This is a genomic window from Pseudomonas sp. RIT-To-2 (assembly GCF_029623465.1).
Lineage (GTDB): Bacteria > Pseudomonadota > Gammaproteobacteria > Pseudomonadales > Pseudomonadaceae > Aquipseudomonas > Aquipseudomonas silvicola.
In genome coordinates, this window is sequence record NZ_JAPYKM010000008.1 from 101478 (window position 1) to 126605 (window position 25128).

Genomic DNA, 25128 nt, shown 5'->3' on the forward strand with positions numbered 1-25128 from the left:
TTTGACAAATAGTCACAAAAAACCGTGAATTGATAATTTCGGATACAGACTTGCCTAACTTGAGGCCCAGTGGCGATATATGGCAGCTTAAAACTACAAGAGGTTGCCGCAATGTCGCTCGCCACGTTGATCCACCGGTCCGGCCGGCCCAGCCCCTGCGTGAGTACCGCCCAGGCACAGGTGCTGGTGCAGGCCCACTATGGGCTGCGCGGGGCATTGACACCCTTGGGCAGCCAGCAAGACCTCAACTTCCTGGTCGACACCCGTGATGGACGCTTCGTACTCAAGATCTGTCACGGCGATTACGCCGCCGTCGAATTGCAGGCTCAGCATGCGGCGCTCAGGCACTTGGCCGGCAAAGGGCTGGCAGTGCCGGGCGTGCGCCTGGCGTCCAATGGCCAGGACCTGTTGAGCGATAACGTCGACGGGCAGGCCATCCAGTTGCGCCTGCTCGATTATATCGAGGGTCAGCCTCTGACCCGCAGGCCTCACGTAAGTGCCCGGTTGCTGGAAAATATGGGGCGACTGTGCGCGGACGTCGATAGTGCCCTGGCCGATTTCGACCACCCCGGGCTCAACCGCGTCCTGCAGTGGGACCCGCGCCATGCCCAGGCGCTGATCACCCAGCTGTTGCCCGTGTTGGCCGACACCGAACGGCGCAGCCAGGTGGCCGATGCTGCCGCTCAGGCCCTGGAGCGCTTGGCGGCCGTGGCGCAGGACCTGCCCTGCCAGGCCGTGCACCTGGATATCACCGATGACAACAGCGTATGGCATCGCGATGCCCAGCGCCGCTGGCAGCTCAGCGGCCTGATCGACTTCGGTGACCTGGTCCGCACCTGGCGCGTGGCCGACCTCAGCGTGACCTGCGCGGCAATGCTGCACCATGCCGAGGGCGACCCCTTCGCCATTTTGCCGGTGGTCAAGGCCTGCCACGCTCGCAACCCGCTGACCCAGGCTGAAGCGCTGGCGCTGTGGCCCATGGTGGTGGCGCGGGCGGCGGTGCTGGTGCTCAGCAGTGAACAGCAACTGAGCGTGGCCCCGGGCAATGCCTACATCGCCGGCAATATCGCCCATGAATGGCAGATATTCGATACGGCAACCTCCGTGCCCTTCGACCTCATGGAGGCTGCTGTCCAACAAGCCGTGGGCCAGTTCCCGCGGCCGCTGGACCTCACGCAATGCCTGCCCTTGTTGCCGAGCCTTGCAGCCAGCGCTTTTCGGACGGTGGACCTGGGCGTGCTCAGCGAGCACTTCGTCGATGGCAATTGGCAGCAGCCCGGTATCGATGAGCGCCTGCTTGGCGCCTGTGGGCAGAGCAGCACGCTGTATGGGCAATACCGCTTGTCGCGCACGCGCATCGACTGCGCCACGGAGCCTGACACCTGCGCCCTGCATGTCGAGTTGAACGTGCCGGCCGGTGTGCCGGTACAGGCGCCATTCGCCGGTTTGCTGCGCCGCACCGCGGACGCTGGCCTGTGGTTGCAAGGCGAAGGCGTCAGCCTGCACCTGTGGGGTGTGGACACCGAGCTGGCTGCGGACACCCCGCTCGCCGCCGGGCAGCCTCTGGGTGCAGGCAATGGCACTATTGTGGTGCAGTTGTGCCGTGCCGATGAGGTCAGCCCGCCACTGTTCGCCACGCCCTCACGGGCATCGGCGTGGCTGGCGCTGTGCCCGTCGCCGCGTGCGCTGCTGGGGTTCGATTGCGATGCGCCGCCGCTGGCCGACCCGCAGGCCTTGCTGGCGCGGCGCGAGGCCAGCTTTGCCCGTTCGCAGAAGCATTATTATCAGGCCCCGCCGCAGGTAGAGCGTGGCTGGCGCAACCACTTGATCGACCTGCAGGGCCGGTCCTACCTGGACATGCTCAACAACGTCGCGGTGCTGGGCCACGGCCACCCGCGCATGGCGGCCGTGGCAGCGCGCCAGTGGTCACTGCTCAACACCAATTCGCGGTTTCATTACGCCGCCATCGCCGAATACTGCGAGCGCTTGCTGGCCCTGGCCCCGACCGGCTTCGACCGGGTCTTCCTGGTCAATAGCGGTACCGAGGCCAATGACCTGGCCATTCGCCTGGCGTGGGCCGCCAGCGGCGGGCGCGACATGCTCAGCGTGCTCGAGGCTTACCATGGTTGGTCGGTAGCCACCGATGCTATCTCCACCTCCATCGCCGACAACCCCCAGGCCCTGAGCACGCGGCCCGACTGGGTGCACCCGGTCACGGCACCCAATAGCTACCGGGGCGCCTTCCGGGGCCCGGGCAGTACCGCGGGCTATGTGCAAAACGTCGAGCAAACCCTGGCACGCCTCACGGCGCAGCACCGCCAAGTGGCTGGCTTCATCTGTGAGCCGGTGTACGGCAACGCGGGCGGAATCGCGTTGCCGCCAGGTTACCTGCAGCAGGTGTATGCCAAGGTGCGTGCGCTGGGCGGTGTCTGCATCGCCGACGAAGTACAGGTGGGGTATGGCCGCCTCGGTGAGTACTTCTGGGGTTTCGAAGAACAAGGCGTGGTGCCCGACATCATCACCATGGCCAAGGGCATGGGCAACGGCCAGCCCCTGGGTGCGGTCATTACCCGCCGCGAGATTGCCGAGGCGCTCGAAGCCGAGGGCTACTTCTTTTCGTCGGCGGGCGGCAGCCCCGTCAGTTGCCAGATCGGCCTGGCGGTGCTGGACGTGATGGCCGAAGAGGGGCTGTGGGAGAACGCCCGCGAAGTGGGCGGGCATTTCAAGGCACGGCTGCAAGCGTTGGCAAGCCGGCACCCACTGGTGGGGGCGGTGCATGGTTCGGGCTTTTACCTGGGGGTGGAGCTGGTGCGCAACCGCGAGACCCTGGAACCCGCCACGGAAGAAACTGCCCTGCTGTGCGAGCGCCTGCGTGAGCTGGGTATCTTCATGCAGCCAACGGGGGACTACCTGAATATTCTCAAGATCAAGCCGCCCATGGTGACCACGCGCCAGAGCGTGGACTTCTTCGTCGACTGCGTGGACAAGGTCCTCTCAGAAGACCTCTGAAACAGATTATTATCGGTAATATTCACCCCTCTATAGGCGCTTTTTTGCCAGTAAGCTTTGAAGGAGCAAAGGCTTATTGGCAAGATTGTGCCAAGATCTGTTGGTGTTTTCGGCACGTCTCCACTTCCAGGGTAGATAAATATCGGCTATAACGTATTCCAGATATTTATCGGTCTTTCTTGCTGAGGAGATTGTTCATGAGCCGTATCGTCACCGTCGCCGCCACCCAGATGGCCTGTTCCTGGGATCGCCAAGCCAACCTGGCCACCGCCGAGAAGCTGGTGCGCGAAGCTGCTGCCAAGGGCGCGCAGATCATCCTGATTCAGGAACTGTTCGAAACCCCCTACTTCTGCCAGAAGCCGAACCCGGACTACCTGCAGTTGGCGACGCCTACCGAGACCAATGCGGCCATCGAGCATTTCCAGGCCATCGCCCGCGAGCTGCAGGTGGTACTGCCCATCAGCTATTTCGAACTGGCAGGGCGGGCACGCTTCAACAGCATCGCCATCATCGACGCGGATGGCCGCAACCTGGGCGTCTACCGCAAGAGCCACATCCCTGACGGCCCCGGCTACCACGAAAAGTACTACTTCAACCCGGGTGATACCGGCTTCAAGGTATGGCAGACCCGCTACGCGAAAATCGGCGTGGGTATCTGCTGGGACCAGTGGTTCCCCGAGTGCGCCCGCAGCATGGCGCTGCAAGGCGCGGAAATACTCTTCTACCCGACCGCCATCGGCAGCGAGCCCCATGACAAGAGCATCAGTTCGCGCGACCACTGGCAGCGTGTGCAGCAAGGCCACGCCGGTGCCAACCTGATGCCGCTGGTAGCCAGTAACCGCATCGGCACCGAGGCGCAGGACGGTTACGACATCACTTTTTACGGCAGTTCCTTCATTGCCAACCCGTTCGGTGAAAAGGTCCAGGAGTTGAACGAAACCCAGGAAGGCGTGCTGGTGCACAGCTTTGACCTCGACAAGCTGGAGCATGTACGCAGCGCCTGGGGCACCTTCCGTGACCGTCGCCCGAACCTGTATGGTGCACTTAAAACTCTCGATGGTTCCCTGGAGTCCTGAACAACCATGACCACTTTGACAACTACCCCGCGCGCCGACGGCTTTCACATGCCCGCCGAATGGGCTCCGCAAACCCAGGTGTGGCTGGTGTGGCCAGAGCGCCCCGACAACTGGCGCCTGGGCGGCAAGCCTGTGCAGGCCGACCACGTGACATTGGCCAAGGCCATCGCGCGCTTCCAGCCGGTGACCGTCGGCGTTTCCGCTGCCCAGTACGACAACGCCCGCGCGCGCCTGGATGCCCCGAACATCCGCGTGGTGGAAATCAGCAATGACGATGCCTGGGTACGTGATACCGGCCCGACCTTCGTCATCAACGGCCAGGGCGAGGTACGTGGCGTTGACTGGGGCTTCAATGCCTGGGGCGGCTTCGACGGCGGCCTGTATGCACCATGGAACCGTGACGAGCAACTGGCCAGCAAGGTGCTGGAAATCGAACGCTGCGCGCGCTACCACACCGAAGGCTTCGTGCTTGAAGGCGGTTCCATTCACGTCGACGGCGAGGGCACCCTGGTGACCACCGAGGAATGCCTGCTCAACCGCAACCGCAACCCGCACCTGACCCGCGAGCAGATCGAAGCGGTATTGAGCGACCACCTGGCCGTGGACAAGATCATCTGGCTGCCGGATGGCCTGTTCAACGACGAAACCGACGGCCACGTCGACAACTTCTGCTGTTACGTTCGCCCAGGCGAAGTGTTACTGGCCTGGACAGATGATTCCAATGACCCCAACTACAGCCGGTGCCGTGCGGCGTTGAATGTATTGGAGAACACACAGGACGCTCGCGGGCGCACCATCATGGTGCACAAGATGCCCATTCCCGGACCTTTGTATGCAACTGAAGACGAATGCGCGGGTGTCGATCTGGTAGCCGGCAGCCAGGAGCGCAACCCCTCCGTACGCCTGGCCGGTTCGTACGTGAACTTCCTGATCGTCAACGGCGGCATCATTGCCCCAAGCTTCAACGACCCGAAAGATGCCGAAGCCAAGGCAATTTTGCAGCGCATCTTCCCCGATCATGAAGTGATCATGATTCCTGGCCGCGAGATGCTCCTGGGCGGTGGCAACATTCACTGCCTGACCCAGCAGCAACCGGCGCCCACGAAGGCCTGATCCAGGAGTCAAATGAAGAACCCGTCATCTGGCGGGTTTTTTGTACCAGTTCGGACATTCTGCTATACCGTGGCACAGGTTTTGTATCGTAACCGGTGGCTTAAAGGGCGGTACGTGTCAGTCGTACTGTCATAAAGCGTGGGTAACTTTGCCGCTCACGAAACCGGGAAAACAGGTGTCTACATGAACGTAATGAGTGAGCCGGCTTCGCACCCATCCGCCGTCCCTGCCGAATCCCTGCAGCGGCTGGCGCAATGGCTGAAATGCAACGGCAGTATCAAGATCCAAGCCCCTGACCCAGTCCAGGCGCTTGCCGAGCGCTACCCTGCGGGGTTGCTCACGCAGGCTGAACTGGAGGCCTTGCTGGGTTCGTTTAACCACTAGCAGCAGCGGTCACGACGCCGCGTCCCCCAGAGGCATGGAGCCTCCTTCCATCCCCCGCCAATGCCTGCGCGCTTTTGGTTATAAGCTGCGAACTCCTTGTAAATTGACACCTTGGCCGGGCCGCCGCTAGGATTCCGCCCAACGCCTGTGGCTATCCGCCATCTGTCCAGTATTCGATAAGGCCCGCGTTGCATTCTTGCACGCGGGCCTTTGCGTTTAACGTCGGGGAAACGGCTGGGCGGCGTCTTAACCAGCAATAAGGAAAACAAGATGTTGAATAACCGTATCGGTCTGATCGCTCTGGGCTTGATGAGCGCAACCCAAGCCTTTGCAAGCGATCAAGACGATGCCAAAGGCTTTGTCGAAGACAGCCACCTGTCGGTGCTGGCGCGCAACGCCTACATCAATCGCGATTACAAAGACGGCAACAAGGACAAGGCCGAGTGGGGCCAGGCCTTCATCGGCACCTTCACCTCCGGTTTCACTCAAGGCACTGTAGGCGTCGGTGTTGACGCCTTCGGCCTGTATGCCAAGAACCTGGACCAGAAAGCCAGCCGCAGCGGTGCCGGTGGTATCGACTTCTTCCGTCAGGGCGACGACGGCAAGCCGGCAAGCGACCTGGCTCGCGCGGGCGCGGCGGTCAAGTTCCGCTTCTCCAACACCGTGCTCAAGTACGGTGACCAGATGCCGTCGCTGCCGATACTGAGCTACGACAACAGCCGCCTGTTGCCGGAAAGCTACACCGGTACCCTGATTACCTCGAAAGAGATCAAGGGCCTGGAACTGAACGTCGGTCACTTCACCGAAGAAGCGCAGAAGAGCGCCGAAGGTCGTGACAGCGGCGAGCTGAAGAGCCTGAACGTTTATGGCGGCAGCTATGCCTTCAACGACCAGTTCAAGGCGTCGCTGTATGGCACCACCATCGAAAACGTCGGCAAGAAGCAATACCTGGGCGCGACCTACGTATTGCCGCTGCAGAAAGACCAGTCGCTGACTTTTGATTTCAACGGTTACAAGAGCGAACTGGACCAGAAGCAGGTCACCAAGGCCGAGCTCGATGGCAGCTCCAACACCATCTGGAGCCTGGCGGCCACCTACGCCGTGGGCCCGCACTCGTTCATGGTCGCGCACCAGCGCAGCACCGGCAGCACCGGTTACAACTACGGTGGCTACCAGCGCAAGGGTGGCGTGGGTGACGGTGGTACTTCCATCTACCTGACCAACTCCTACTGGTCGGACTTCAACGGTCAGGACGAGCGCTCCTGGCAGTTGGCCTACGGCCTGGACTTCGGTGCCTACGGCATCCCTGGCCTGACCTACAAGGTGGCGTACGTGCGCGGTGACAACATCACCGCAGGCGACGAAACCGGCGGTACCGAGCGCGAAATCTTCAACCAGTTCCAGTACGTGGTTCAGCAAGGCCCGGTCAAAGACCTGACCGTGCGCGTACGTAGCTCTATCCTGCGTGTGTCTGACAATGTCAGCGCTTACAACGTGAGCGGTAACGAAGTACGCGTGTTCGTCGACTACCCGATCAATATTTTCTGATCCTGTCGGCCACAGCGCAATAACAGCAAGCCCCGCTTTCAGCGGGGCTTGCTGTTTCTGGCCTCGGCCAATGCCAGAAAGGCTTCGATATCATTGCTGCACAGGTACCGGGCCGCGGCTTTGACTTCCTCGTACGGCCAGTCCCACCAGGCGCTGGCTAGCAGGCGTTCACGCACGTCTTCCTCGAACCGCCAGCGGATGAACCGGCACGGGTTGCCACCCACTACCGCATAAGGCGGTACATCGCGTGTGACCACAGCGCCCGCGCCAACCACGGCGCCATGGCCGATGGTCACGCCGGAAAGAATCATCACCCCACGGCAAATCCAGCAATCGCTGCCGATAACCACGTCGCCCTTGGTGGGTTTGTAATCGCCAGCGTCCTCCAGCCCATCGACGAAGGCCGGGAAGGGGAAGCAAGTGACCCAATCGGTGCGGTGGCCACCGCCCAACAGCACTGTGACCTCTTCGGCGATGGACGAGTAGGCGCCTACCGAGAACGTGGTGTCGTCGCCGAACTCGACTACCTCCGGCTTGCCGTAACTGGCCGCGCCGATCTCATACTTCGGGTAGCGCAACTGCAACTTCGCCTGGCCGCGCTGCAGTTTTTCCAGTTTGCGCAGCTGCTTGAGCTGTTTTCTTGTTCTGAGTTTTTCGAACAGGTTCATCGTTGTCTCATTCGGTGTTTCAGCGTGGTTTGCGGCGGCTCAGCAGCAAGCTCTTGAGCCGCCGCAACGTCACCGCGTTCCAGTAGCGCAGCGGAATGGAGCGCAACAGGCGCCATGCCTCTTTCTTGTCTGCCTTCACCGCGTACTTCAACGCTTTGTTGATCGTGACCGCCCGCCCCAGTGGGTAGCCCGGATGGGCCTGGAAGGGGGCCAGCGCCAGCAGGTCGGCCTCCAGCAGTGTGCGGTAGCGCCGCGAGAGATTCTGCGGATGGCGGCGGTAACGAGTCACGTGCAGGGGTAACTGGTGCACCTCGTAGCCGTGGCTGGCGACGCGCAGGGTGATCTGCAGGTCCTGAACCTTGATCGCCGGGTCGTAGAAGCCGGCTTTCTGCAGCGCGTCCATGCGGTACAGCGACACCGGTGCGCCCATCACAATGGCACCACTGACGATTTCGTCCAGCTTCAGGCGGCGCAGGCCCCGGGGCCGCTGCTGCTTGATCTCGTTGCCGTGGCGGTCCATGTAGATGATCAGCGCACCCACGCAGCCCACCTCGGGGTGCTTGTCCAGGTAGTCGGCGCGCACCCTCACCGATTCGGGCAGCATGATGTCATCCAGGTCCGGTGTGGCCACGTACACGCCACGGGCGTGGCGCAGGCCATGGTTCAGCGCGGCGCTGACGCCCTGGTTGGGCTGGCTGTAGAGCTGGAAATCGTAGGTCTGGCGCAAGGCTTGGAGCATCTCCAGGCTGGCGTCGGTGGAACCATCGTCGACGATGATGACTTCGAAATTGGGGTAGTCCTGAGCGAAAATGCTTTGCAGCGAGCTTTCCAGATACTGCTGCGCGTTGTAGCAAGGCGCGACGATGCTGACCAGGGGGGCGTTTGGCCGGGCGGGGCTATCCTGGGCGGACGATGGTTCGGTCATGATTACCGATATTCCTTGAAGCCCGCGGCATGCGCCTTGGGGGCCAACTGGACTGTATCCATTTGAACAAGATGTTCGTGCAAGGCCTTTAGGTTGCGGCAGCCAGGTTTTGTTCCGTGAGCCTTGAGTTACTATCGGCAGCTTTCCATTACAGGACGTTACTTCTCATGTCGCGATTCCTCCCTGCCTGGGCCACCCGCCTGGCCGTTGCCACTGGCCTGCTGTTGACTGCCGCTATCAGTGTGGGCGCGCAAGACGTACCTGCCTTGAGTGCAGCGGAACAGGAAAGGGTAGACGGATTCATCAAGAATGATGGCCGAACGCAGTATCAGAATGTGGTGTTCGGGTTTGGCGTGATGCCAGGGGTAGCCGATGTGTACCAGGGCAATGGCACCGACGATGGTGTGCTCATCCCCCTGGGAGGGGACCGCGAGATGGCGGTCAACGCCAGTTACGATGCCGCGGAGCTGGGCAGCACCAAGGCGCTGATGGACAGTGAGCTATCGGACGTGGACCCCGCCAGCGTGCAGCGCCAGGCCGTGGTGCTGGATTCGCAGCCTGCCGAGCAAGCGCAATGGAAGGACAGCGTCTACCTGTACCGCTCCATCGTTGAATACCGCAACACCGGGGCGGATTCGGGCATCAACTACACCTTGCGGTTGAAGACCGATGCGGCGAACCAGCAGGCCGACGAACAGGCCTTCGACGTGCTGGTGAAATCGTTCAAGCACTACCAGATCGAAGATCAGAACTGAGTGCCGACAGGCTTCAGGCGGTGTGCCTGGGGCCGCGCGGTGGCTTGGGCGCGGCCGGGTCCGCTACGGGGCGTTTACTGCTCGGTCGGCACCACTTCTACCGCGGTGATCTTCCAGGCGTCCTTATCCTTGCCCAAGGTCACGTTCAATACCTGGCTGTTGTCTTGCGTGGTGCCCAGCACCACGTTTTCCTGTGCGGTGGCGCCCTTGGTGGCGGTTTCGGTGACCTGGATGTGCGTCAGCCAGCTGTCATCGATGTCCTGGGACTTGATGAAGTAGTCCTCATCCAGCCCGTCCTCGCTCTTGGCCTGCTTGTCGATCGCCTTGATCAGGCTGTCGGCCACGTACTGCTGCATTTGCTGGGGGTTGTCATTCAGGGGCACCTTGTCGTCGCTCAGGCGCTTGAGGTACCAGGCGTAGAACGCCTGGGTGGTTTGCTGGGCGGAAGGCGCATCGGCCGCCGCGATGGAAAGATGTAAACCAGCCAGTACACACAACAGCGAAAGCAGACGCTTCATGATCAGTTACCCAATAGATGGACAAGGGTTTGACGCAGCAAGGCGCGATAGACGGCGTTCATAGTACAGAGAGCGGGCAGGGTACGACCAGTTGCACGTCCACCGCCGCGCCACGGCGCCTTAGCGCAATGGGTTGCTGACCCCCTCGATCTGGCGCTTCACCTGCAGCGGGTCATCAATGCCCTTGAGCACCAGGTCACTGATCCCGCGCCCGGTGATGCGCACCGTACCGAAGCCCAACAAGCGCCCCATCACACTCTGGTCCAGGTCCACCGTCTCGATGGACGATAGCTTCATTTCCTCGGTGGTACGGCTGATGATGCCGCGCTTGTGGATAACCCGCTTGTTGGTCACCCCGTTTTCCTGGCAGCGCAGGCTCAGCCACTTGTAGATGGCCACTGGCGACAGAATGCCCACGGTCACCACCGCCAGCAGCACCCACAGCCACACATGTACCCAGTTCAGCCAATGCAGCTTGAACACGGCCTCGATCTGTTCGCCGGCGGAAAGGGAGCTCTGGATGTAGGATTTGTTTGCCACGGGGTAAGCCTCTTGCGGTTGATGGGCGCGACTTTAGCACTCTCCCTGCACGGCAGGGGCACCACGCCCCGTCGGGCAGGCGGTTGCCCCCCACGAACCTGTGCCATGATGGCTACAGGCCTTTATTCAGGGTGACGAGCGTGGACGCTGACTCCGAACAGCCCCCCAAGCCAGACTTGGCAGGTGACGAACGCCAGGTGCTGCATGAACTGGCCCGCCGCCTTCGTCAGGCCGAGCAGCGCGAACAGGCTTTGCTGCAACAGTTGGCCGAACTGCGCGAAAGCCAGAACCGTCTTGCCCTGGCCATCGACAACAGTGGCACCGGCGTGTGGGACCGCGACGTACTGAACGACACGATTCACTACTCCGCCGGCTGGAAAGCCCTGCTGGGCTACGAACCCCACGAGCTCACCCCTGAACTCAAGGACAGCTACAAGCGCGTCCACCCCGAAGACCTGCCCTTCGTGCAAGCGACCATTCAGGCACACTTCCAGCAGCGCACCAGCGCCTACGAGGTAGAGCACCGCGTACGCTGCAAGGACGGCAGCTACAAATGGATCAACAGCCGCGGCCGGGTCGTCACCCGCGACGCCCAGGGCAACCCGCTGCGCATGATCGGCACCACCACCGACATCACCGAGCGCAAGCGCCTGGAAGCCGACCTGCAGGCTCATGCCAGCATGGACTTCCTCACCCAACTGCCCAACCGTCGGCATTTCATGCAACAGCTGGGTGCCCAGCGAAGCCGGGCCTGCGTGCTGATGCTCGACCTGGACCACTTCAAGCACATCAACGACCGCTGGGGCCACGCCACCGGCGACCTGGCACTCAAGCACTTCGCTGGCATCCTCAGTGCCCAATTGCGCAAGACCGACGCGGCGGGCCGCATTGGCGGGGAGGAATTCGCCGTACTGCTGCGCGGCACCGACAGCCGCGAAGCCTGCGCCTTCGCCATGCGGTTGCAGGAAATGCTCGCGGTAACCCCGCTGATGCATGGCGGCCGGGTCATCGGCCTGACGGTCAGCATCGGCGTCAGCGACCTGCGCGAGGGTGATGACAATGCAGAGGCGGCGCTTGGCCGCAGTGACAGGGCGCTATACCGGGCGAAAGCGGGTGGCCGAAACTGCGTAGTGGCTGAGTAGCCCCTCGCACCCAGGCAACCCTGTGGGACCGGGCGAAGCTCGGGAAGAAGCCCCCACACTCCCATCCTCTTACCTTGGGAAATTTCCTACAGCAATCAGCCCCACCCCACCCGAATATCCCTTCCAGCGGACCCAATTCCGCACAGGCGCCGCCCAAATCCTGGGGTCAGGCGCAACTCCACAACCCTGCAATACCCCTGGGAGTATTGGATGCAAATCACCTTCGACCTTACCTTGACCCCTCAAGAGATCGCCGAAATCGCCCAGATCATCGGCTGCCCGACCGGCAACGTCCCCGCAGCCCTGGGCGACTACGGCAAAGCCGCACTACGCGAATACCTGGCCATGATGCGCGGCCAGAAGGCCCTCAAGCGCGGCACCGATATCCATGAGTACCGCCTGTTCCTGCTGGTGGAAACCGTCTTCGCCGGCCATATTCCTGACGAGCAGACCATCAGCAAGATCTTCCAGACCACCGCCACCGAAAGCCGCGGCCTGCTGCGCTCCATCATCTCCAAATACCAATACCTGCTGCGCGACGCCATCGACCAGACCCTCAAGGACATGCTCGAAGGCGCCACCGCCGAAGCCGTCACCGGCCCTTTCCTGGTAACCATGAACAGCGTCAACGTCATCGAAGAGCTGAACAAGAAACTCGCGGCCATCGACGGCACACTCCCCTCCATCGCCAAAAAGCGCGGCAGCGTCGCCACCTACGAAATCCTCAAGTCCTCCTATGACCACCTGTGCACCCAACTGGGAGCAACGCCAGTGGCGTACGTGCCGTGATGGGGGACGCGATATCGGCAGCGAGCCTGCTGATGGCCGTCGTAGCGATTCTCTACGGCGCCTGGTACCAGGAAATCAGCTGTGCCACTCGGGTTACCGTGCCGTTGCATGACAGGTACAAGGAATTGGCCATTGTGCAGCCAGCCTTGTTCGCCCGTTGCCTGCCGCTGGCCTGCATGGCCACCTTGGTGGTGCTGGTGTTTCTACCGGTGATGGTCGGCGTCATATGGCACGCCGTGACCGTGCTGCACGACGCGGGGCTTCAGGCCTACAGCCTGTATAACCCCGCGCGCACCGCCTTCTGCCTGGTGGTAATGGTGGCAGGCGCCATGGCCGCGCACCTGTGGCGCATGACCGCGAAGCTGGTGGGCCTGTGGCGCAAGCTGAAGGCATGAACACGCCTACGCGCAGAGCTGCATTTTCAGATGTTTCCTACAGCAATTCGTCGCGCCCTGTTCGACCATGGTGGTCGCGGGCCCAGAAGCCTGGGCTCGCGACAACCATGGCCCACACGGGAAATATGAATGCCCAACCCTTCCAACCTTGCCTTGACCCCGCAAGAGCAGACCAACGCCGCCAATGGCGAAACCTTCCAACCCCATGCAGGGAGGTCACCCCATGATGGTCGATGACCTGCCGGCGGCGAACCTGCTGATGGCGCTGGTGGCAGTTCTCTATGGGTTCTGGTCCCAGGGCATCAGCAGAGCGACCCGGGTCGTGGTACCGGTGCTCGACAAGAAACAGGCATTGGCCAAGGTAGACCGGATCTTGTTCACCCGTTGCCTGCCACTGGCGTGCATGGCCGCGATAGTCTTCCTGCCGCACATGGTGGACATGCTCTGGAGCGGTGCCAAGGCACTGCAGCAGACAGGGCTTGCGGCCTACGCCCCGCTGGACTCGGCGCGTACCGCCTTCAGCCTGGTCGTGCTGGTGGGCGTCGCCATTGCCTGGCACCTGTGGCGAATGGCCTGGGCGCTGATCCGCCTGCGGCGGAGGCTGAAAGCGTAACCACAACCCCGCGCCCGCAAAAACCAGTGTGGATAAATGCCGCCTTGTAGGACCGGGCGCAAGCTCGGGAAGCAGACGGCGCGGTGTCCCGGCCATCCCGCCAAGCGTCACCTAACCCTCAGCAGCGGACCTGGCCGGGCTCCAGGCGCTGCGGTATCTGATGTAAACATCACCAGCTCAAGCCATGTCCCATGGCGGCCCACCGCAAGGCAATTGTGGGAGCCGCCTGGCTAGCGAGCTTTTCGATGCCATCCCGAACCTGAGACGAGATTTCCACAGGCCATCGATGCATGGTGGTAGGGCATAAGCAAGAACAGATTCCCGCCTACAATACCGGTAACCCAGTCATCCACAAACGGCACGTATCCTACGCAAAGCCATAGTGCTCACATCCATAAAATCTATGTAAATCAGCAATTTATACATGTGGATAACTTATTTATGTCCCAGTTTAAGGGGCTTTTGAGCTGTGAGTAAAATTACCCACAGCCCGAGCCGCCCTTATCCACAACCGGCATAACACACTCGAACAACTGCGAGGCAGCCAGTTATCCACAGCCCTCTACGAGCTCAAAACGATTCCCGGACGTCCTCCACAGTTACCCACAGCCGTTCCCGCAACGGTTCGATCAGGCATCTAACCTGATCGGCATTCAGTCGCTCAGTGTGTGCAGAATCCAACAGCCTAGCCATCAACGCCATCCCGTCATGAACATCCGCAACACCCTGCACAGCCCCTCGTAGCCCCTCCAGAGAGGTCAGCAAAATCCCATGCATGGATTGCCACTCTTTCAGCATTTCAACGCCCACTGGCTCCCCCGATACGATGAAACGTTGCAGCTCGTATTGGAAATCACGCACGTATTTTTCGATATTCACAGCAGCTAATCCTTGCGAAAGCCCGGCATGACCCCGCCACGCTCCTCGTCCTAACAGCGTTGATCGCAGCCGTCCCTTTTCACTGCGCAGGAGTGCCCCAGTAAAGAAAGCACAGATTCAGCCGAATACTAAGTAAGTCTTAGTACATGGTCAACGCGAATCTAAGAATCTCTTAGCCTTTTAGTGGCTAAAAAATGAGCACGTTCAGCAAGCGGTTGAAGGAAGCCAGGAAGGCGGCTGGGATCTCACAGCAGCAACTGGGGATAGAGGCGGGGATCGAGCCTGCGTCGGCGAGTGCGCGAATGAACCAGTATGAAAAGGACAAGCATGCGCCGAACCCGGCGACGGTGCTGCAGATTGCGCAGGTGCTGAAGCTGCCTGCTGCTTACTTTTATAGCGAGGATGATGATGAGGCGCGGTTGCTGGTGGCGTTTCATCGGCTATCGCAGGAGGAGAGGGCGCGGGTGATGGCGGTGGTTGTGGGTAATATGGGGTGACGTTGTACTCGTTAGCCCAAGGGGGAGATGTTGTGTGATCTGTGGGTTGCTCCTTTTCAAATCCCGCAGGCTGCATCCTCCTACTCGAGGCCTGATACTATGCGCACTCACCCGCAACGCTCTGGCGGCATGGTCATGGGGTCATGCGATAAGCAGCGTCCGGGGGAGAAGGTCGAGTATGGTCATCAGGGGCTGCTGGGGCCGCGTCTCTAGCAGGACGGTGTCGGCGCTGATCTGAAAGCCTCCCTGGCCACTCGACCGCCCAGCCTGCATCCCCAATGCGGAGCCCTGAAAAAATCTGACCATTGGCGAGAGGTTTCGCTAAGGGGTAGGGCGGACGGGCGCCGGTTAGCGACCCTGCGTTGACGTCGCGTCCTCGATTAGCCACGGCAACGCGGGTCAAAGCCTCCCCCGAGACACTCGAAACAGCAAATTGACCTGCCATCTTGCTTGGCGGATATTTTCTTGGCCGTTCGAATTTTTCTTTGAGTGGTGCGGGCTGGCCGCGCCTCGGTAACAAAACTAAGAGCCTGTGTTGACTCGACGAGCTTTCAACAGTTTCGGCGAACTTCGTTTTTGCCTCCGGGCCGCGCCAATCATGCAAGTGGGGCGCTGCTATTTTCTGTATCGGCGGCTGAAAGAAGTACTACCGTTGTATAGTCGTTTACACGCTTTCCACGAAAGAACAGAACTCACCGCAAGCACCCCGCCAAACACCCACCATAAAAATGTGGGATTAGTCGATAAGTGATCATGCGCGAATTTTGCGGAAAACCAGGCTGCACCGACGGAAAGAACTGTAAAAACCACAACTGCAGAGAATGGGGTGCCGTAAGAAATCTCAGCATGGCATCCGCGGCAAACCCGAGCGCCCCATGGGACATTGTTGAGACAGTGGGGACAGGTAACGGTATGATCATGTGCCATCGGTTCACTCCATTGAAAAATCCTTGATTTTGAAGTTTACGGTGTGAAACCGCATACGAAAAGGTCGACATAGTCACTATGATTGGCGTTCGGTAAGCTTGATCGGGCGGAATGTGCTTAGCGCCATAGTGTATCCAAGGCCACTACAGCTTGAGCTAGCGCCTCCAAAAACGCCCAGCCGATTGTAACCGGCATAATCATCGGTCATGACGTAGCCACGATAACCATCGAGCAGGCGTGTAGGCCCCCCCTGCGCCCGATTGGTGGCGTAATCAAAAAGGATGAACGGTCTATGGGTCGGCCGCCGGTTTGCACCCTCATCCACGACTGGCTGCCTAGCTCGCGGTCAGGCTCTTTCAACGCCTGTACCTGCGTTTCATCGCAGTGGATGACGCGACTCCCCAACAGGCTATCGCGCATAAAATTCGGCAGCGGCTGGAAGCGCTCACCGCATTGGATAACCCAGCTTGCCAAGGTCTGACGCGGGATATTGATGCCATAGCGGCGCAGTACTTTTTCAAAAGCGGTGAAGCGGCAAACCGTCCACATATTTGGTGGTCAGCAGCATCGCCAGAACGCTGGGCCGGGCCATGCTCTTTTCAATCAATTGAGCGGGTTTGTCTGCACTGACCGGGCGGACTCACAGTTCGTATAGTTCAATGTCGTGTTTGACGGAGTGTAATTATGGGCGCCTACACAATCACGAAATCAAAAAAATTTACCCCGGCGAACAGAACGCTTATTTACAGCATGTCGTCAATGCTGTCTCGCAGGTAGTTCCATGCTTGAAAAGCACGGTTTGCTAACCACAAGAAGCTCAGTACGTTTCGGATTACCTTCCACATACCTTGGCCTCCTTAGCGGTGGCCAAGCCTCCAGCATGCTTACCGGAACACGCATGCCTTCGGACAGTCTGCTGACATGCCCAGTGAAGCGGCCGGGCGGGTAACCCACTGCGCGAGTCCGGCACGGATTAAGAGCCCGTGGAAGTGGGGCTTGAAATCGGGGCGGGATCCGGTCGCCTCATTGAGTGTCAGCACTGAGAGCGGGCAGATAATAATATTTTTTGGAATAGCTGCGGGAAGGATTTCCGTATCAAATATATCTGGTTATTTCGTTCGCTGAGGTTTGGAATTGATGGAATGGTTCGTTAACATATAGCGTTGAGATAAAGAAACATTGTGTTAGATATTTGTGTTGACAGTGAAGTTTATCGAGTCGTAGCATTTGCCTTCTGCTGACGTGCCCAGTGATGAACGTAAATCAGGATTACGACCTGAGTTTACCAGCTAAAAAGTTATCGACAGAACCCGCCGCCAAAGCGGGTTTTTTCGTTTTTGGGGTTCGAGGGTGTACCAGGTGGGTGCGTAGGCGGGCAGAGTTGATGCCTTCAAAACAATGGAAGCGCTCCATCACATCTTTGTATTCGGCTGGATCGTCCAGAGAGGTCCACGCGAAAGGCCCATCTTTGTCTATGCCGCCGAACCGCCAGGAAAAATAGTTGGTTGGCTGGGCGTCTTTGGAGTGCGGCTGCTTCACCGGCCTGTCGGAAGCAAGTGCGGTTCTATGCTTGGCGACCTTCGGCTGTCCTTTAGCCATGGTTTCCTCACAGTGCGCTGTAGTACTCGGCCATGGCGGGGAGGTTATGATTGTTGTTCCGCGAGCTCCATCGGGCAGGCCCGCCTTTTGACGCGCCAACTTCCATGGATCTTCGGCGTGGGTCAAATCGCTGAGCCATTGCGAATGCTTGTCGCCGTAGTGGTTCAGAATGGCCTCCACTGTTTCGACTTCCTCACTGCTCAGTGCTGCTGGATTACCTGCGATCTGCCCTGGGGCGACGCTATAAAGGCCTTTATGTGCGGCATAGAGTTCGGGAACAACCGGACCATTCGCCCATGCCTGCACGTGTTCCTGAAAGAGCGGCGCTTCGTCCCAAACCAGCGACCAAGCCTGGCTGTAGTAAACGAGCTTCTGCAATTTCATCGCCGTCAACTCACCCTGCTTTTCCAGGATGAAGCGGCGACGTCGACCGCACGAACGGGAGTTTTCTGGGCTGGCACGGAGCACCCTCACGAGTAGAGGCGCGACTCTACGCTCGGAGATTTTCGCTGGGAACCTGAAAAGGCCGTGTGGTTACGTCTGGAAAATAAATAGGCACTTAGCCACTGATCACACGTTTTCTGCACAAACAAAAAAGGCCCACCTTTCGGTGAGCCTTCTTCGATACTACGTATGGTGCGGCACCATGAGTCGAAAAATCTTTTAACTATCTAATATATATGTTCTTTACTAATGTGTTTTTAGCTATGTATCTCCAAAAATATCCTTATCTCAGGGTGCTCTTAAGCGTTGATAGAGGGATAAAGCCTAAAAAGGACCGATTTCCCTCAGTGCATAGCTGCCTCTCATCCTTTCCTGAATCTGGGGGGCATGGTATGCGACAGCCAACTACAAAAGGCACCGTCGCTAGGTGGCCGCTACCGGCCAGAACCAGTCATTCGGTCTCTGAGAATCTAGGAGCGATTCAAAGGGGAGCCGGGAAAAACGAATCCACCACATGATGCAAGTGTAATTCTATTAAAAATCATGTAGTTGCAGGTTATATGGCTATGCTTTTTACCTCTCTGCTTTTCCCAGATTGCCACTCTGACGCTTGGTAGGATGGCCAATATGGCCATTTAATGCTACGTATGCTTCTGCCGGATCCGGACACTCGGCGCGCAGATTGCTCTGGGCGCTTGCACCCAAACGCATGAAAGGAGTTGCTAGGCATGAGGGATACCTTTCCAGTAGAACACGGTCTGTCCGCATCTGTGGCCGATGGGTTGGTCTACCGATCCGAGGGGGCGATTTCCCTCACTGATGTTCAGTACCTCGCATTGGAGTCTGGCGTGGCGCATGGACAAAGCATGCTGGTGGTTTCCCCTACCTCCACGGGAAAGACTCAAATTGGGCTCTGGGCTATTGCTGAAGGACTGCTCGCAGGGAATAAAACAGTTTATTTGGTGACCCATCGCGCACTGGCCAAGCAGAAATTTGAAGACTTCAAAACGTTGTTGTTGGACAGATATTTGGAGAGCGATGGTGCCTCCATGGTTATTGCCACGGGGGACTACGTCGAAGATGCCACGGGGCAGTATTCTGCGGCACCTCTTAGTGCTCCCCTGGTAATTGCTACATATGAAAAATATTTAGCGCTACTGTCGGCATCTGGGGTGCCGAAAAGCATGCAAAATACGATTGTCGTATGCGATGAAATTCAGCTGATGGGAGACGAAAACCGCGGGCAAAATGTTGAAGTCCTTTTAACACTTATGCGGAATGCGGGTTGGAAGCAGTTTGTAGGATTGTCAGCAGTGCTAAAAAGCAAGGACGCCCAGGACTTAGCGAACTGGCTGCGGGTTCAGCTTATTTTCGAGCAAAAGCGCGAGAAACATTTACGGTATGAATGTTGGGTTGGCGATCAGGTTTATTCAGTAAGCAGTGCGAAGCCTGATGTGATGGAATCGGACAAGCGACTGCCTGCTGGAGTTAAAGCGGAAACGATTTCAGCTTTAACCTATTTACTTAAGCAAGATAATCCACCGCTTCCAATAATAGTTTTTTGCATGAAAAAGCAAGATACTTATGATCTTGCTGAGGCTTTTGTAGCTTCGTACCACAAGGGTAAGCAAGGACAGTTGTCGTTAGAGTTTGATACCTTGCCCGAAACTTCAGCTAGCACTATGCTGGCGAAAATACTGGATCTCCGAGTAGCGAGTCATAACGCGGACTTGACTGACGAGGAGCGAGGAGTAGTGGAACGTTACTTGTCAGAAAATAAGCTGGATGTTGTATTTGCTACAAGTACTTTAGCAGCAGGTGTGAATTTCCCTCTAGGGGCAGCAGTATTTGCTAATTGGGAGCGTTGGGACGGCCAGCAAAGGCAGTATGTCGCAATAGATAGCGCAGAGTTCCACAACATGTCCGGGCGGGTCGGGCGCATGGGGTTTGAACATGCAGAAGGGCGTGTAATATATTTTAGTACCGGGCCGCAACGCGCATTAGCTACAAGTTATCTATCAATTGAGCAGCTTCCTGAAATCAAAGCACGAATTGTGCCTGCTAGGTTTGGTCAGCTTTCACTGCAACTGATATCTTCAGGGTTGTGCAACAACAGAACCGAACTTGAAGAGCTTGTTTGTACAACGTTCAGTGCGTTAAGAGAAGAAGATAACAACTTAACTGCATTTAAGACGTGGCCGAGTAAAGTCGGTGTTGCTCTGGCCGGGTTGATTGATGCTGGCTTCGTCGTTGAAACATCTGGTGGGGACCTGAGCCCCACGCCAGTGGGGCGAGCGGTCGGGTTCAGTGGTTTGCTACCTGAAACTGGGGTGTTTTTAATCAACTTTCTGTCTAGGAAGTCACTTTATTTGGCAGAACTCATTGGGCATCTTGAATCGGCGGATCTCAAATCCAGGCTAGAGATGCTTATCTTTTCCGCATGCTTATCCAGCCCTGAGTTTCGCCCGAGAAATGGAGTTAAACCTACTCGGTTCCTGCCTCATCAGTTGAAAGATCCCATTTATGATGCGCAGCACCTCGCAGATGACCTAATGGAATCAATTTGGCAAGTTGACCCAGTACCTACTAATGCGGCATGGTTGTGCCAGAAGTGGACTAGCGGTGTTGAGATTAGGGCAATTGAGCGTGAAGTTAAATCTCTGAGTGCTGGCGCTGTTAAAGAAATGAACAGAAACCTATCCTGGGTCCTACAGGGGTTAGCTGGAATAGCTATGTCCGCCGCCGATAAGCGTGTGCCGCCAGTTCTACGTCCGCCACAGTTAAGAGTGGATGATACTTTGCTGCGCTCGATATCCAAGCTAACGCGCTACATTCGACGATTAGCATTCAGAGTCCAAGAGGGATTGCCGGACGACATTCTCTGGATGACAGGTGTATCTGCGGCGGGTAGTGCTTTAAAGCTGTATAGGCATGAAATTTTGCTCTTGAAGCAGCATGGAGTCACAACGCCGCAATTGCTTATGCTTGGCAGCCCTGAGGCGAACTCAGCAAGAATTTTAGCTTTTGTAAAATCTAAGCCTAATGCGCAAGCTAAAGCAAATTGGGTACGAGACGCTTGTCGAGATTGGAAAGTTGACCAGCGAAAGCGAATGTCTGTTAGGCATCTAAAACGAGCTAGCAGATGCGATAGTAAGGTTCTAATTGAGAACTATTATGAGGCAAAAGGTGATGCGTTTGAAGTGGCGTTTGAACAGGTGCTTGCTCAGCTAGGCGTAGCGTTTGAAAAATTAGATGACAAGACAAAAACTGGCGCGCCCGACTATCTAGTCAGATTCTTCGATTCGCCTACGTTTGTGGTCGAGCTAAAATCGAAAGAGGGAGATAAACTTGTCGACTACAATAAAGCGGTAGAGGTTTTAGCAGCTTCCGAAATTCATGGCTTTAGAGATTGTTTTTGCGTGACTCTTTGCCATCCCGGAGTAGATCCGAGTGTGCCACAACAAATTACATCCTGTGGCCGGTTAAGCGTAGTTGAAAGCGGGGATTTGGGTGAGGCTCTATTGCGATTGTGCGAGGGAAGCCTTACACAACAACAAGTGTGGCAGTGGCTCTGCACTCCTGGGCAAGCCGTCGCCGAAGACCTGCCATTTCGTTTATATAATTGATTAGTATCTAAGAGAAACTTGTGAGACCTATAGCCCTGCTATTTCTAGTAGGGCTGAAGGCTTTATATCTAGTGCTTCGGCGATCTTGATGACGCTCAAAATTTTGATGAATCGCCCATGGTTTCGTGGACATATCCGACTGACTGCTTATGGCCGATTCTGTTGAAAAAGTCGATTTTTCAAGAAACGTGACGTTGAGCTTGGCCTCATCGAAGAACCTATTCACCACTGTTAAGTGGCTTTTCGGTACTTCGTTGACCGCTGCTGATGTGTCAGTGGGTTGATTTGAGGGTTTTTGCTTGAAGCAGGCGCACCTATCCTGTGGTGGGCGGCCCTTGAGATGTAAGTTTGGCCAGTCGGCGCAGGTTCTGTACCGCAGCCGCTAACGTGAACTCATCATTCGCGCCACTCCTCCCTCGTAGTCGCAAGCTACCGAAGACTTGCCACATTCAGGATGGGCCATAGAAAGCTGCAACGCTTAGGGGCAAGGTTGGAGCGATATCCTCACGGAGTGCTTCGCCTAGGTGAGGTGGATTGAGCAGACTCATTCATAGGCTCTGAAAAGTTGGTCTAGTCGTGCCTTGGAAGTACTTGGCTTTGGTGCTGTCTGGGTTATTCCCTAGCTTCGCCCGGTGCCACAGGATGAAAGCGATCTACCGAATGAAACGCGCAAATCCAATTCCCTGGCTCGCTTGATCAGGTACTGCTGAAAGAGCGGATTGTTTCAATACTGGTTCGGCGGTCATAGGGTTGCGGACCTGCCCTGCAACAACTCTTGGTCAGCCGTGGTACCGCGTTTCTAGGCTTTAAGCACGAACGAAGCTCGTAGGGTGTGGTTGCCCAAAGTTAGTGTTCCTCCTAGCTCATGCCAAAGTATTCGTGCAGTTCCATTTCAGCACCTTCGCGCCAGTCCTCGACAAAAGGCTGATTAGATCCGTCCCTGCAGACCGGGGAGCTTGAGGGCAATGCCAGTCTCAGAGCGCAGACAACCTCAGGTGCCTTTCAATTTTGAGAGGCACACGCCATGCGCCGCGTCGTACCAGAGCACTCGCATCACGTTGCGTTCGCGGATGCAGAAAACTCGCTTTGGTCCTGTTATGCGGAAGGACATCAATTCATCCACGTCGTCTTGCTGGATATGCTCCAGACGTCGTTGAGCCTCGCGAGAAAGTGAGCTAATGGCTATGGGATGCGATCCGCTCATTTGCAGCTGCTTTTGATCCATGCCTTCAAAACAATGGAGGCGCTCCATCACATCCTTGTATTCGGCGGGATCGTCCAGGGAGGTCCACGCGAAAGGTCCATCTTTGTCTATGCCGCCGAACCGCCAGGAGAAATAGTGGGTTGGCTGGGCGTCTTTGGAGTGCGGCTGCTTCACCGGCCTGTCGGAAGCAAGTGCGGTTCTATGCTTGGCGACCTTCGGCTGTCCTTTAGCCATGGTTTCCTCACAGTGTGCTGTAGTACTCGGCCATGGCGGGGAGGGTTATGATCGTTGTTCCGCGAGCTCCATCGGGCAGGCCAGCCTTTTGACGCGCCAATTTCCACGGATCTTCGGCGTGGGTCAGATCGCTGAGCCATTGCGAATGCTTGTCGCCGTAGTGGTTCAGAACGGCCTCCACTGTTTCGACTTGCTCACTGCTCAGTGCTGCTGGGTCACCTGCGATCTGCCCCGGGGAGACGCTATAAAGGCCTTTATGGGCGGCATAGAGCTCGGGAACGACCGGACCATTCGCCCATGCCTGCACGTGTTCCTGAAAAAGCGGCGCTTCGTCCCAAACCAGCGACCAAGCCTGGCTGTAGTAAACGAGCTTCTGCAATTTCATCGCCGTCATCTCACCCTGCTTTTCCAGGATGAAAGCGGCGACGTCGACCGCACGAACGGGAGTTTTCTGGGCTGGCATGGAGCACCCTCACGAGTAGAGGCGCGACTATACGCTCGGAGATTTTAGCTGGAAACCTGAAAAGGCCGTGTGGTTACGTCTGGAAAATAAATAGGCACTTTGCCATCGATCACAAGTTTTCTACACAAACAAAAAAGGCCCACCTTTCGGTGAGCCTTCTTCGATACTGCGTATGGTGCCGGCACCAGGAATCGAACCCGGGACCTACTGATTACAAGTCAGTTGCTCTACCATCTGAGCTATACCGGCATCTGAGGGCGCTGATTATAGCGACTCAACGCCCCTAGGCAACCCCCAATTTGCACTATTTTATTGCCGTTACCACCCAACCGCAAAAACGCTTATGCACAATCCCCCGGTGAACAGACCAAAGGCCCGCCCAAGCGGCGACGATTTTGCACCCCCCACGCAAACCCCTGTTTTTCCAACCAAATAAATGATGGACAAAAAATAACCAGCCATTAAATCGCAGTGTACCCAGCGATTTTATTAGCTTGCTGGGCATTCTGCCCACAGAGTTATCCACAGGATGTGTTGCTGTCCTGAAACGGTTTGGCGCGTTCTGCCAGCACCATGAGGTTGCGCGGCGTGAGGTTGGCAGTGCAGAAAAGTCCCACTCGCACCTGGTAGCCGTTCTCTTGCAAATAAAGTGCGCGGTCCAGCACCAACCAAAGCTCCAACGGGCGGCGAAACAGGTTGCGGACCAGTTCGAGGTTGCGTACGTGGGCCAGGCGCTGCCAGCCGGCCTTTTCGGCTGCCTGCCAGTCGACCTGCGCGGGCAGGGCCACTTCCTTGAGGTCGGCCAAGCCGGTGCAGTAGTCGGAAAATGGCTTTGCCAGCCAGCCGCTCGGTAACGATGGGGTGGGCAGGTATTCGTCCGAGCCTTGGGCTTCACGCTGCAGCAGGTCAAATCCCAGGCGCCAGGCCATCGACTGGTCGCGCTGGCGGCGAACGCGGGCGCCGGCCGTGACGGTTTCGCTCAGCGGCAGGCCCAGGTCGTCGCGGGATAAATGCAGCGCGCTAGCGGCGGCTGCGCGGGAGAGTGGCTGGTAGTGGTCGGCGGCGGTGCGGTTGTAGCAGCAGGGGGCGATGGCCAGTTGTGGGCAGGCCGTGGCGGTGGCGCGCTGTAGCAGCCTTGTATGCAGGTCGCCGCAGGCATGCAGGGCGACTGCGGCTCGGCCTTCTGGCAGGTGGCAGTTGTCAGCCATGACGTCCTGTAACTGGTGCTCGGCGCTCAAATGGTGGTGCTGGCTGAGGGCTCGGCCTGCCGCGACCAGTTGCGGGTCGTATTCGTAGCAGGTGAGTTCCTGGCCAGGCTGTAGCAGGCGCCGGCCCAGGTGGCCTTTGCCGGCGCACCAGTCCAGCCAGCCGGACACGGGGTGCTGGAAGGTGAGGGCGTCGGCGAAGGCTTCTATCTGTTGCCATTTGCGGCCGGGTACGTCGACGTTCAGGCGGGGGCTGCAGGGGTGCAACCTGCCGGTGGGTAACGTGTCGACGGCGCTGAGGGCGGCGGCCTGGGCGGCGATGGCCGCGTAGGGCGCGGGGGCGGCGAGCAGTTCGGGGTGGTTGTGCTCGGCTTCGGCCTGGGCGAGGGTGCGGGCGCGTAGCCAGTGGGCCAGTTCGGGGTGGGTGGTTTCCCAGGGCAGGTGCAGGCGGGTGAAGGGTTTGGGGCGCCAGAGGGCTTGGTGGGCCAGCAGGAAGGCATCCAGGGCCTGGAAATGGGTGAGCAGGTCGGCTGGGGGTCGGCTCATGGGGTGTGCCCGGCTTGGGGTTGTGGCGC

The 25128-nt window shown here is 58.1% G+C and carries 21 protein-coding genes, 1 tRNA gene and 1 pseudogene; 12 read left to right on the forward strand and 11 right to left on the reverse strand.

Features of this window, described 5'->3' with window-relative positions; all coding sequences use genetic code 11:
• The first annotated feature begins 111 nt into the window (after nt 1–111).
• The 5 genes from QBK88_RS09685 to QBK88_RS09705 all read left to right on the forward strand — a co-directional run bounded on the left by QBK88_RS09685 (nt 112) and on the right by QBK88_RS09705 (nt 7130).
• Nucleotides 112–3009: an aminotransferase gene (locus QBK88_RS09685; RefSeq protein WP_277961885.1), complete on the forward strand. Its 2898-nt coding sequence runs from the start codon at nt 112–114 to the stop codon at nt 3007–3009.
• Between the two features lie 197 nt (nt 3010–3206).
• Nucleotides 3207–4085, forward strand: a complete 879-nt coding sequence (gene aguB, locus QBK88_RS09690) for an N-carbamoylputrescine amidase (protein ID WP_268146216.1) — start codon at nt 3207–3209, stop codon at nt 4083–4085.
• A 6-nt stretch (nt 4086–4091) separates the two neighbouring features.
• Nucleotides 4092–5198 (forward strand): agmatine deiminase, encoded by a 1107-nt coding sequence (gene aguA / locus QBK88_RS09695; protein WP_277961886.1) that lies wholly within the window; start codon nt 4092–4094, stop codon nt 5196–5198.
• Nucleotides 5199–5381: 183 nt separating this feature from the next.
• Nucleotides 5382–5582, forward strand: a complete 201-nt coding sequence (locus tag QBK88_RS09700) for a hypothetical protein (protein WP_277961887.1) — start codon at nt 5382–5384, stop codon at nt 5580–5582.
• A 270-nt stretch (nt 5583–5852) separates the two neighbouring features.
• The gene (locus tag QBK88_RS09705) at nt 5853–7130 is read left to right on the forward strand and encodes an OprD family porin (protein WP_277961888.1); all 1278 of its coding nucleotides are present in this window, start codon (nt 5853–5855) and stop codon (nt 7128–7130) included.
• 38 nt (nt 7131–7168) lie between these two features.
• On the opposite strand, the gene QBK88_RS09710 is transcribed toward QBK88_RS09705, so the two are convergent.
• Both QBK88_RS09710 and QBK88_RS09715 read right to left on the reverse strand, forming a co-directional pair.
• Nucleotides 7169–7798, reverse strand: coding sequence for a CatB-related O-acetyltransferase (locus QBK88_RS09710; protein ID WP_277961889.1), 630 nt, complete (start codon nt 7796–7798; stop codon nt 7169–7171).
• A gap of 19 nt (nt 7799–7817) precedes the next feature.
• Entirely contained in the window at nt 7818–8723 is a 906-nt protein-coding gene (locus QBK88_RS09715; protein ID WP_268146206.1) for a glycosyltransferase family 2 protein, read from the reverse strand.
• A gap of 167 nt (nt 8724–8890) precedes the next feature.
• On the opposite strand from QBK88_RS09715, the gene QBK88_RS09720 reads away from it, so the two are divergent.
• The gene (locus QBK88_RS09720; RefSeq protein WP_277961890.1) at nt 8891–9478 is read left to right on the forward strand and encodes a hypothetical protein; all 588 of its coding nucleotides are present in this window, start codon (nt 8891–8893) and stop codon (nt 9476–9478) included.
• 74 nt (nt 9479–9552) lie between these two features.
• Here QBK88_RS09720 and QBK88_RS09725 read toward each other — a convergent pair whose 3' ends face one another.
• Nucleotides 9553–9996, reverse strand: a complete 444-nt coding sequence (locus tag QBK88_RS09725) for a DUF3828 domain-containing protein (RefSeq protein WP_277961891.1) — start codon at nt 9994–9996, stop codon at nt 9553–9555.
• Nucleotides 9997–10116: 120 nt separating this feature from the next.
• Nucleotides 10117–10536, reverse strand: a complete 420-nt coding sequence (locus QBK88_RS09730) for a PH domain-containing protein (RefSeq protein WP_268146200.1) — start codon at nt 10534–10536, stop codon at nt 10117–10119.
• A 140-nt stretch (nt 10537–10676) separates the two neighbouring features.
• Here QBK88_RS09730 and QBK88_RS09735 point away from each other — a divergent pair, with 140 nt between their 5' ends.
• The 4 genes from QBK88_RS09735 (at nt 10677) to QBK88_RS09750 (ending at nt 13475) form a co-directional block, all read left to right on the forward strand.
• Nucleotides 10677–11678: a sensor domain-containing diguanylate cyclase gene (locus QBK88_RS09735; protein WP_445764918.1), complete on the forward strand. Its 1002-nt coding sequence runs from the start codon at nt 10677–10679 to the stop codon at nt 11676–11678.
• Nucleotides 11679–11888: 210 nt separating this feature from the next.
• The gene (locus QBK88_RS09740; protein WP_277961892.1) at nt 11889–12467 is read left to right on the forward strand and encodes a hypothetical protein; all 579 of its coding nucleotides are present in this window, start codon (nt 11889–11891) and stop codon (nt 12465–12467) included.
• 32 nt (nt 12468–12499) lie between these two features.
• On the forward strand, nt 12500–12862 hold the full coding sequence (locus QBK88_RS09745; protein ID WP_268146190.1) for a hypothetical protein: 363 nt from the start codon (nt 12500–12502) through the stop codon (nt 12860–12862).
• A gap of 223 nt (nt 12863–13085) precedes the next feature.
• On the forward strand, nt 13086–13475 hold the full coding sequence (locus QBK88_RS09750) for a hypothetical protein (RefSeq protein ID WP_277961893.1): 390 nt from the start codon (nt 13086–13088) through the stop codon (nt 13473–13475).
• Nucleotides 13476–14045: 570 nt separating this feature from the next.
• Here the strand turns inward: QBK88_RS09750 and QBK88_RS09755 are convergent.
• Nucleotides 14046–14354 (reverse strand): hypothetical protein, encoded by a 309-nt coding sequence (locus tag QBK88_RS09755; protein WP_277961894.1) that lies wholly within the window; start codon nt 14352–14354, stop codon nt 14046–14048.
• A 194-nt stretch (nt 14355–14548) separates the two neighbouring features.
• Here QBK88_RS09755 and QBK88_RS09760 point away from each other — a divergent pair, with 194 nt between their 5' ends.
• The gene (locus QBK88_RS09760) at nt 14549–14851 is read left to right on the forward strand and encodes a helix-turn-helix domain-containing protein (protein ID WP_277961895.1); all 303 of its coding nucleotides are present in this window, start codon (nt 14549–14551) and stop codon (nt 14849–14851) included.
• Between the two features lie 1087 nt (nt 14852–15938).
• On the opposite strand, the pseudogene QBK88_RS09765 reads toward QBK88_RS09760, so the two are convergent.
• Together QBK88_RS09765 and QBK88_RS09770 are read right to left on the reverse strand one after the other, a co-directional pair.
• A pseudogene (locus QBK88_RS09765) lies at nt 15939–16412 on the reverse strand (IS66 family transposase); the annotation flags it as partial.
• 635 nt (nt 16413–17047) lie between these two features.
• Complete coding sequence (locus QBK88_RS09770; protein WP_277961896.1) at nt 17048–17761, reverse strand: type II toxin-antitoxin system antitoxin SocA domain-containing protein; 714 nt, start codon at nt 17759–17761, stop codon at nt 17048–17050.
• Between the two features lie 788 nt (nt 17762–18549).
• On the opposite strand from QBK88_RS09770, the gene QBK88_RS09775 reads away from it, so the two are divergent.
• Nucleotides 18550–21447 carry a DEAD/DEAH box helicase gene (locus QBK88_RS09775; RefSeq protein WP_277961897.1) on the forward strand — a complete coding sequence of 966 codons (2898 nt, stop codon included), beginning with the start codon at nt 18550–18552 and terminating at the stop codon, nt 21445–21447.
• Between the two features lie 991 nt (nt 21448–22438).
• Here the strand turns inward: QBK88_RS09775 and QBK88_RS09785 are convergent.
• From QBK88_RS09785 to QBK88_RS09800, 4 genes are all read right to left on the reverse strand, one after another.
• On the reverse strand, nt 22439–22885 hold the full coding sequence (locus QBK88_RS09785; protein WP_277961898.1) for a hypothetical protein: 447 nt from the start codon (nt 22883–22885) through the stop codon (nt 22439–22441).
• 7 nt (nt 22886–22892) lie between these two features.
• Nucleotides 22893–23348 carry a type II toxin-antitoxin system antitoxin SocA domain-containing protein gene (locus tag QBK88_RS09790; protein WP_277961899.1) on the reverse strand — a complete coding sequence of 152 codons (456 nt, stop codon included), beginning with the start codon at nt 23346–23348 and terminating at the stop codon, nt 22893–22895.
• A 173-nt stretch (nt 23349–23521) separates the two neighbouring features.
• Nucleotides 23522–23597 (reverse strand) — tRNA-Thr (locus QBK88_RS09795).
• 269 nt (nt 23598–23866) lie between these two features.
• Complete coding sequence (locus QBK88_RS09800; RefSeq protein ID WP_277961900.1) at nt 23867–25099, reverse strand: methyltransferase; 1233 nt, start codon at nt 25097–25099, stop codon at nt 23867–23869.
• Between the last annotated feature and the right edge of the window lie 29 nt (nt 25100–25128).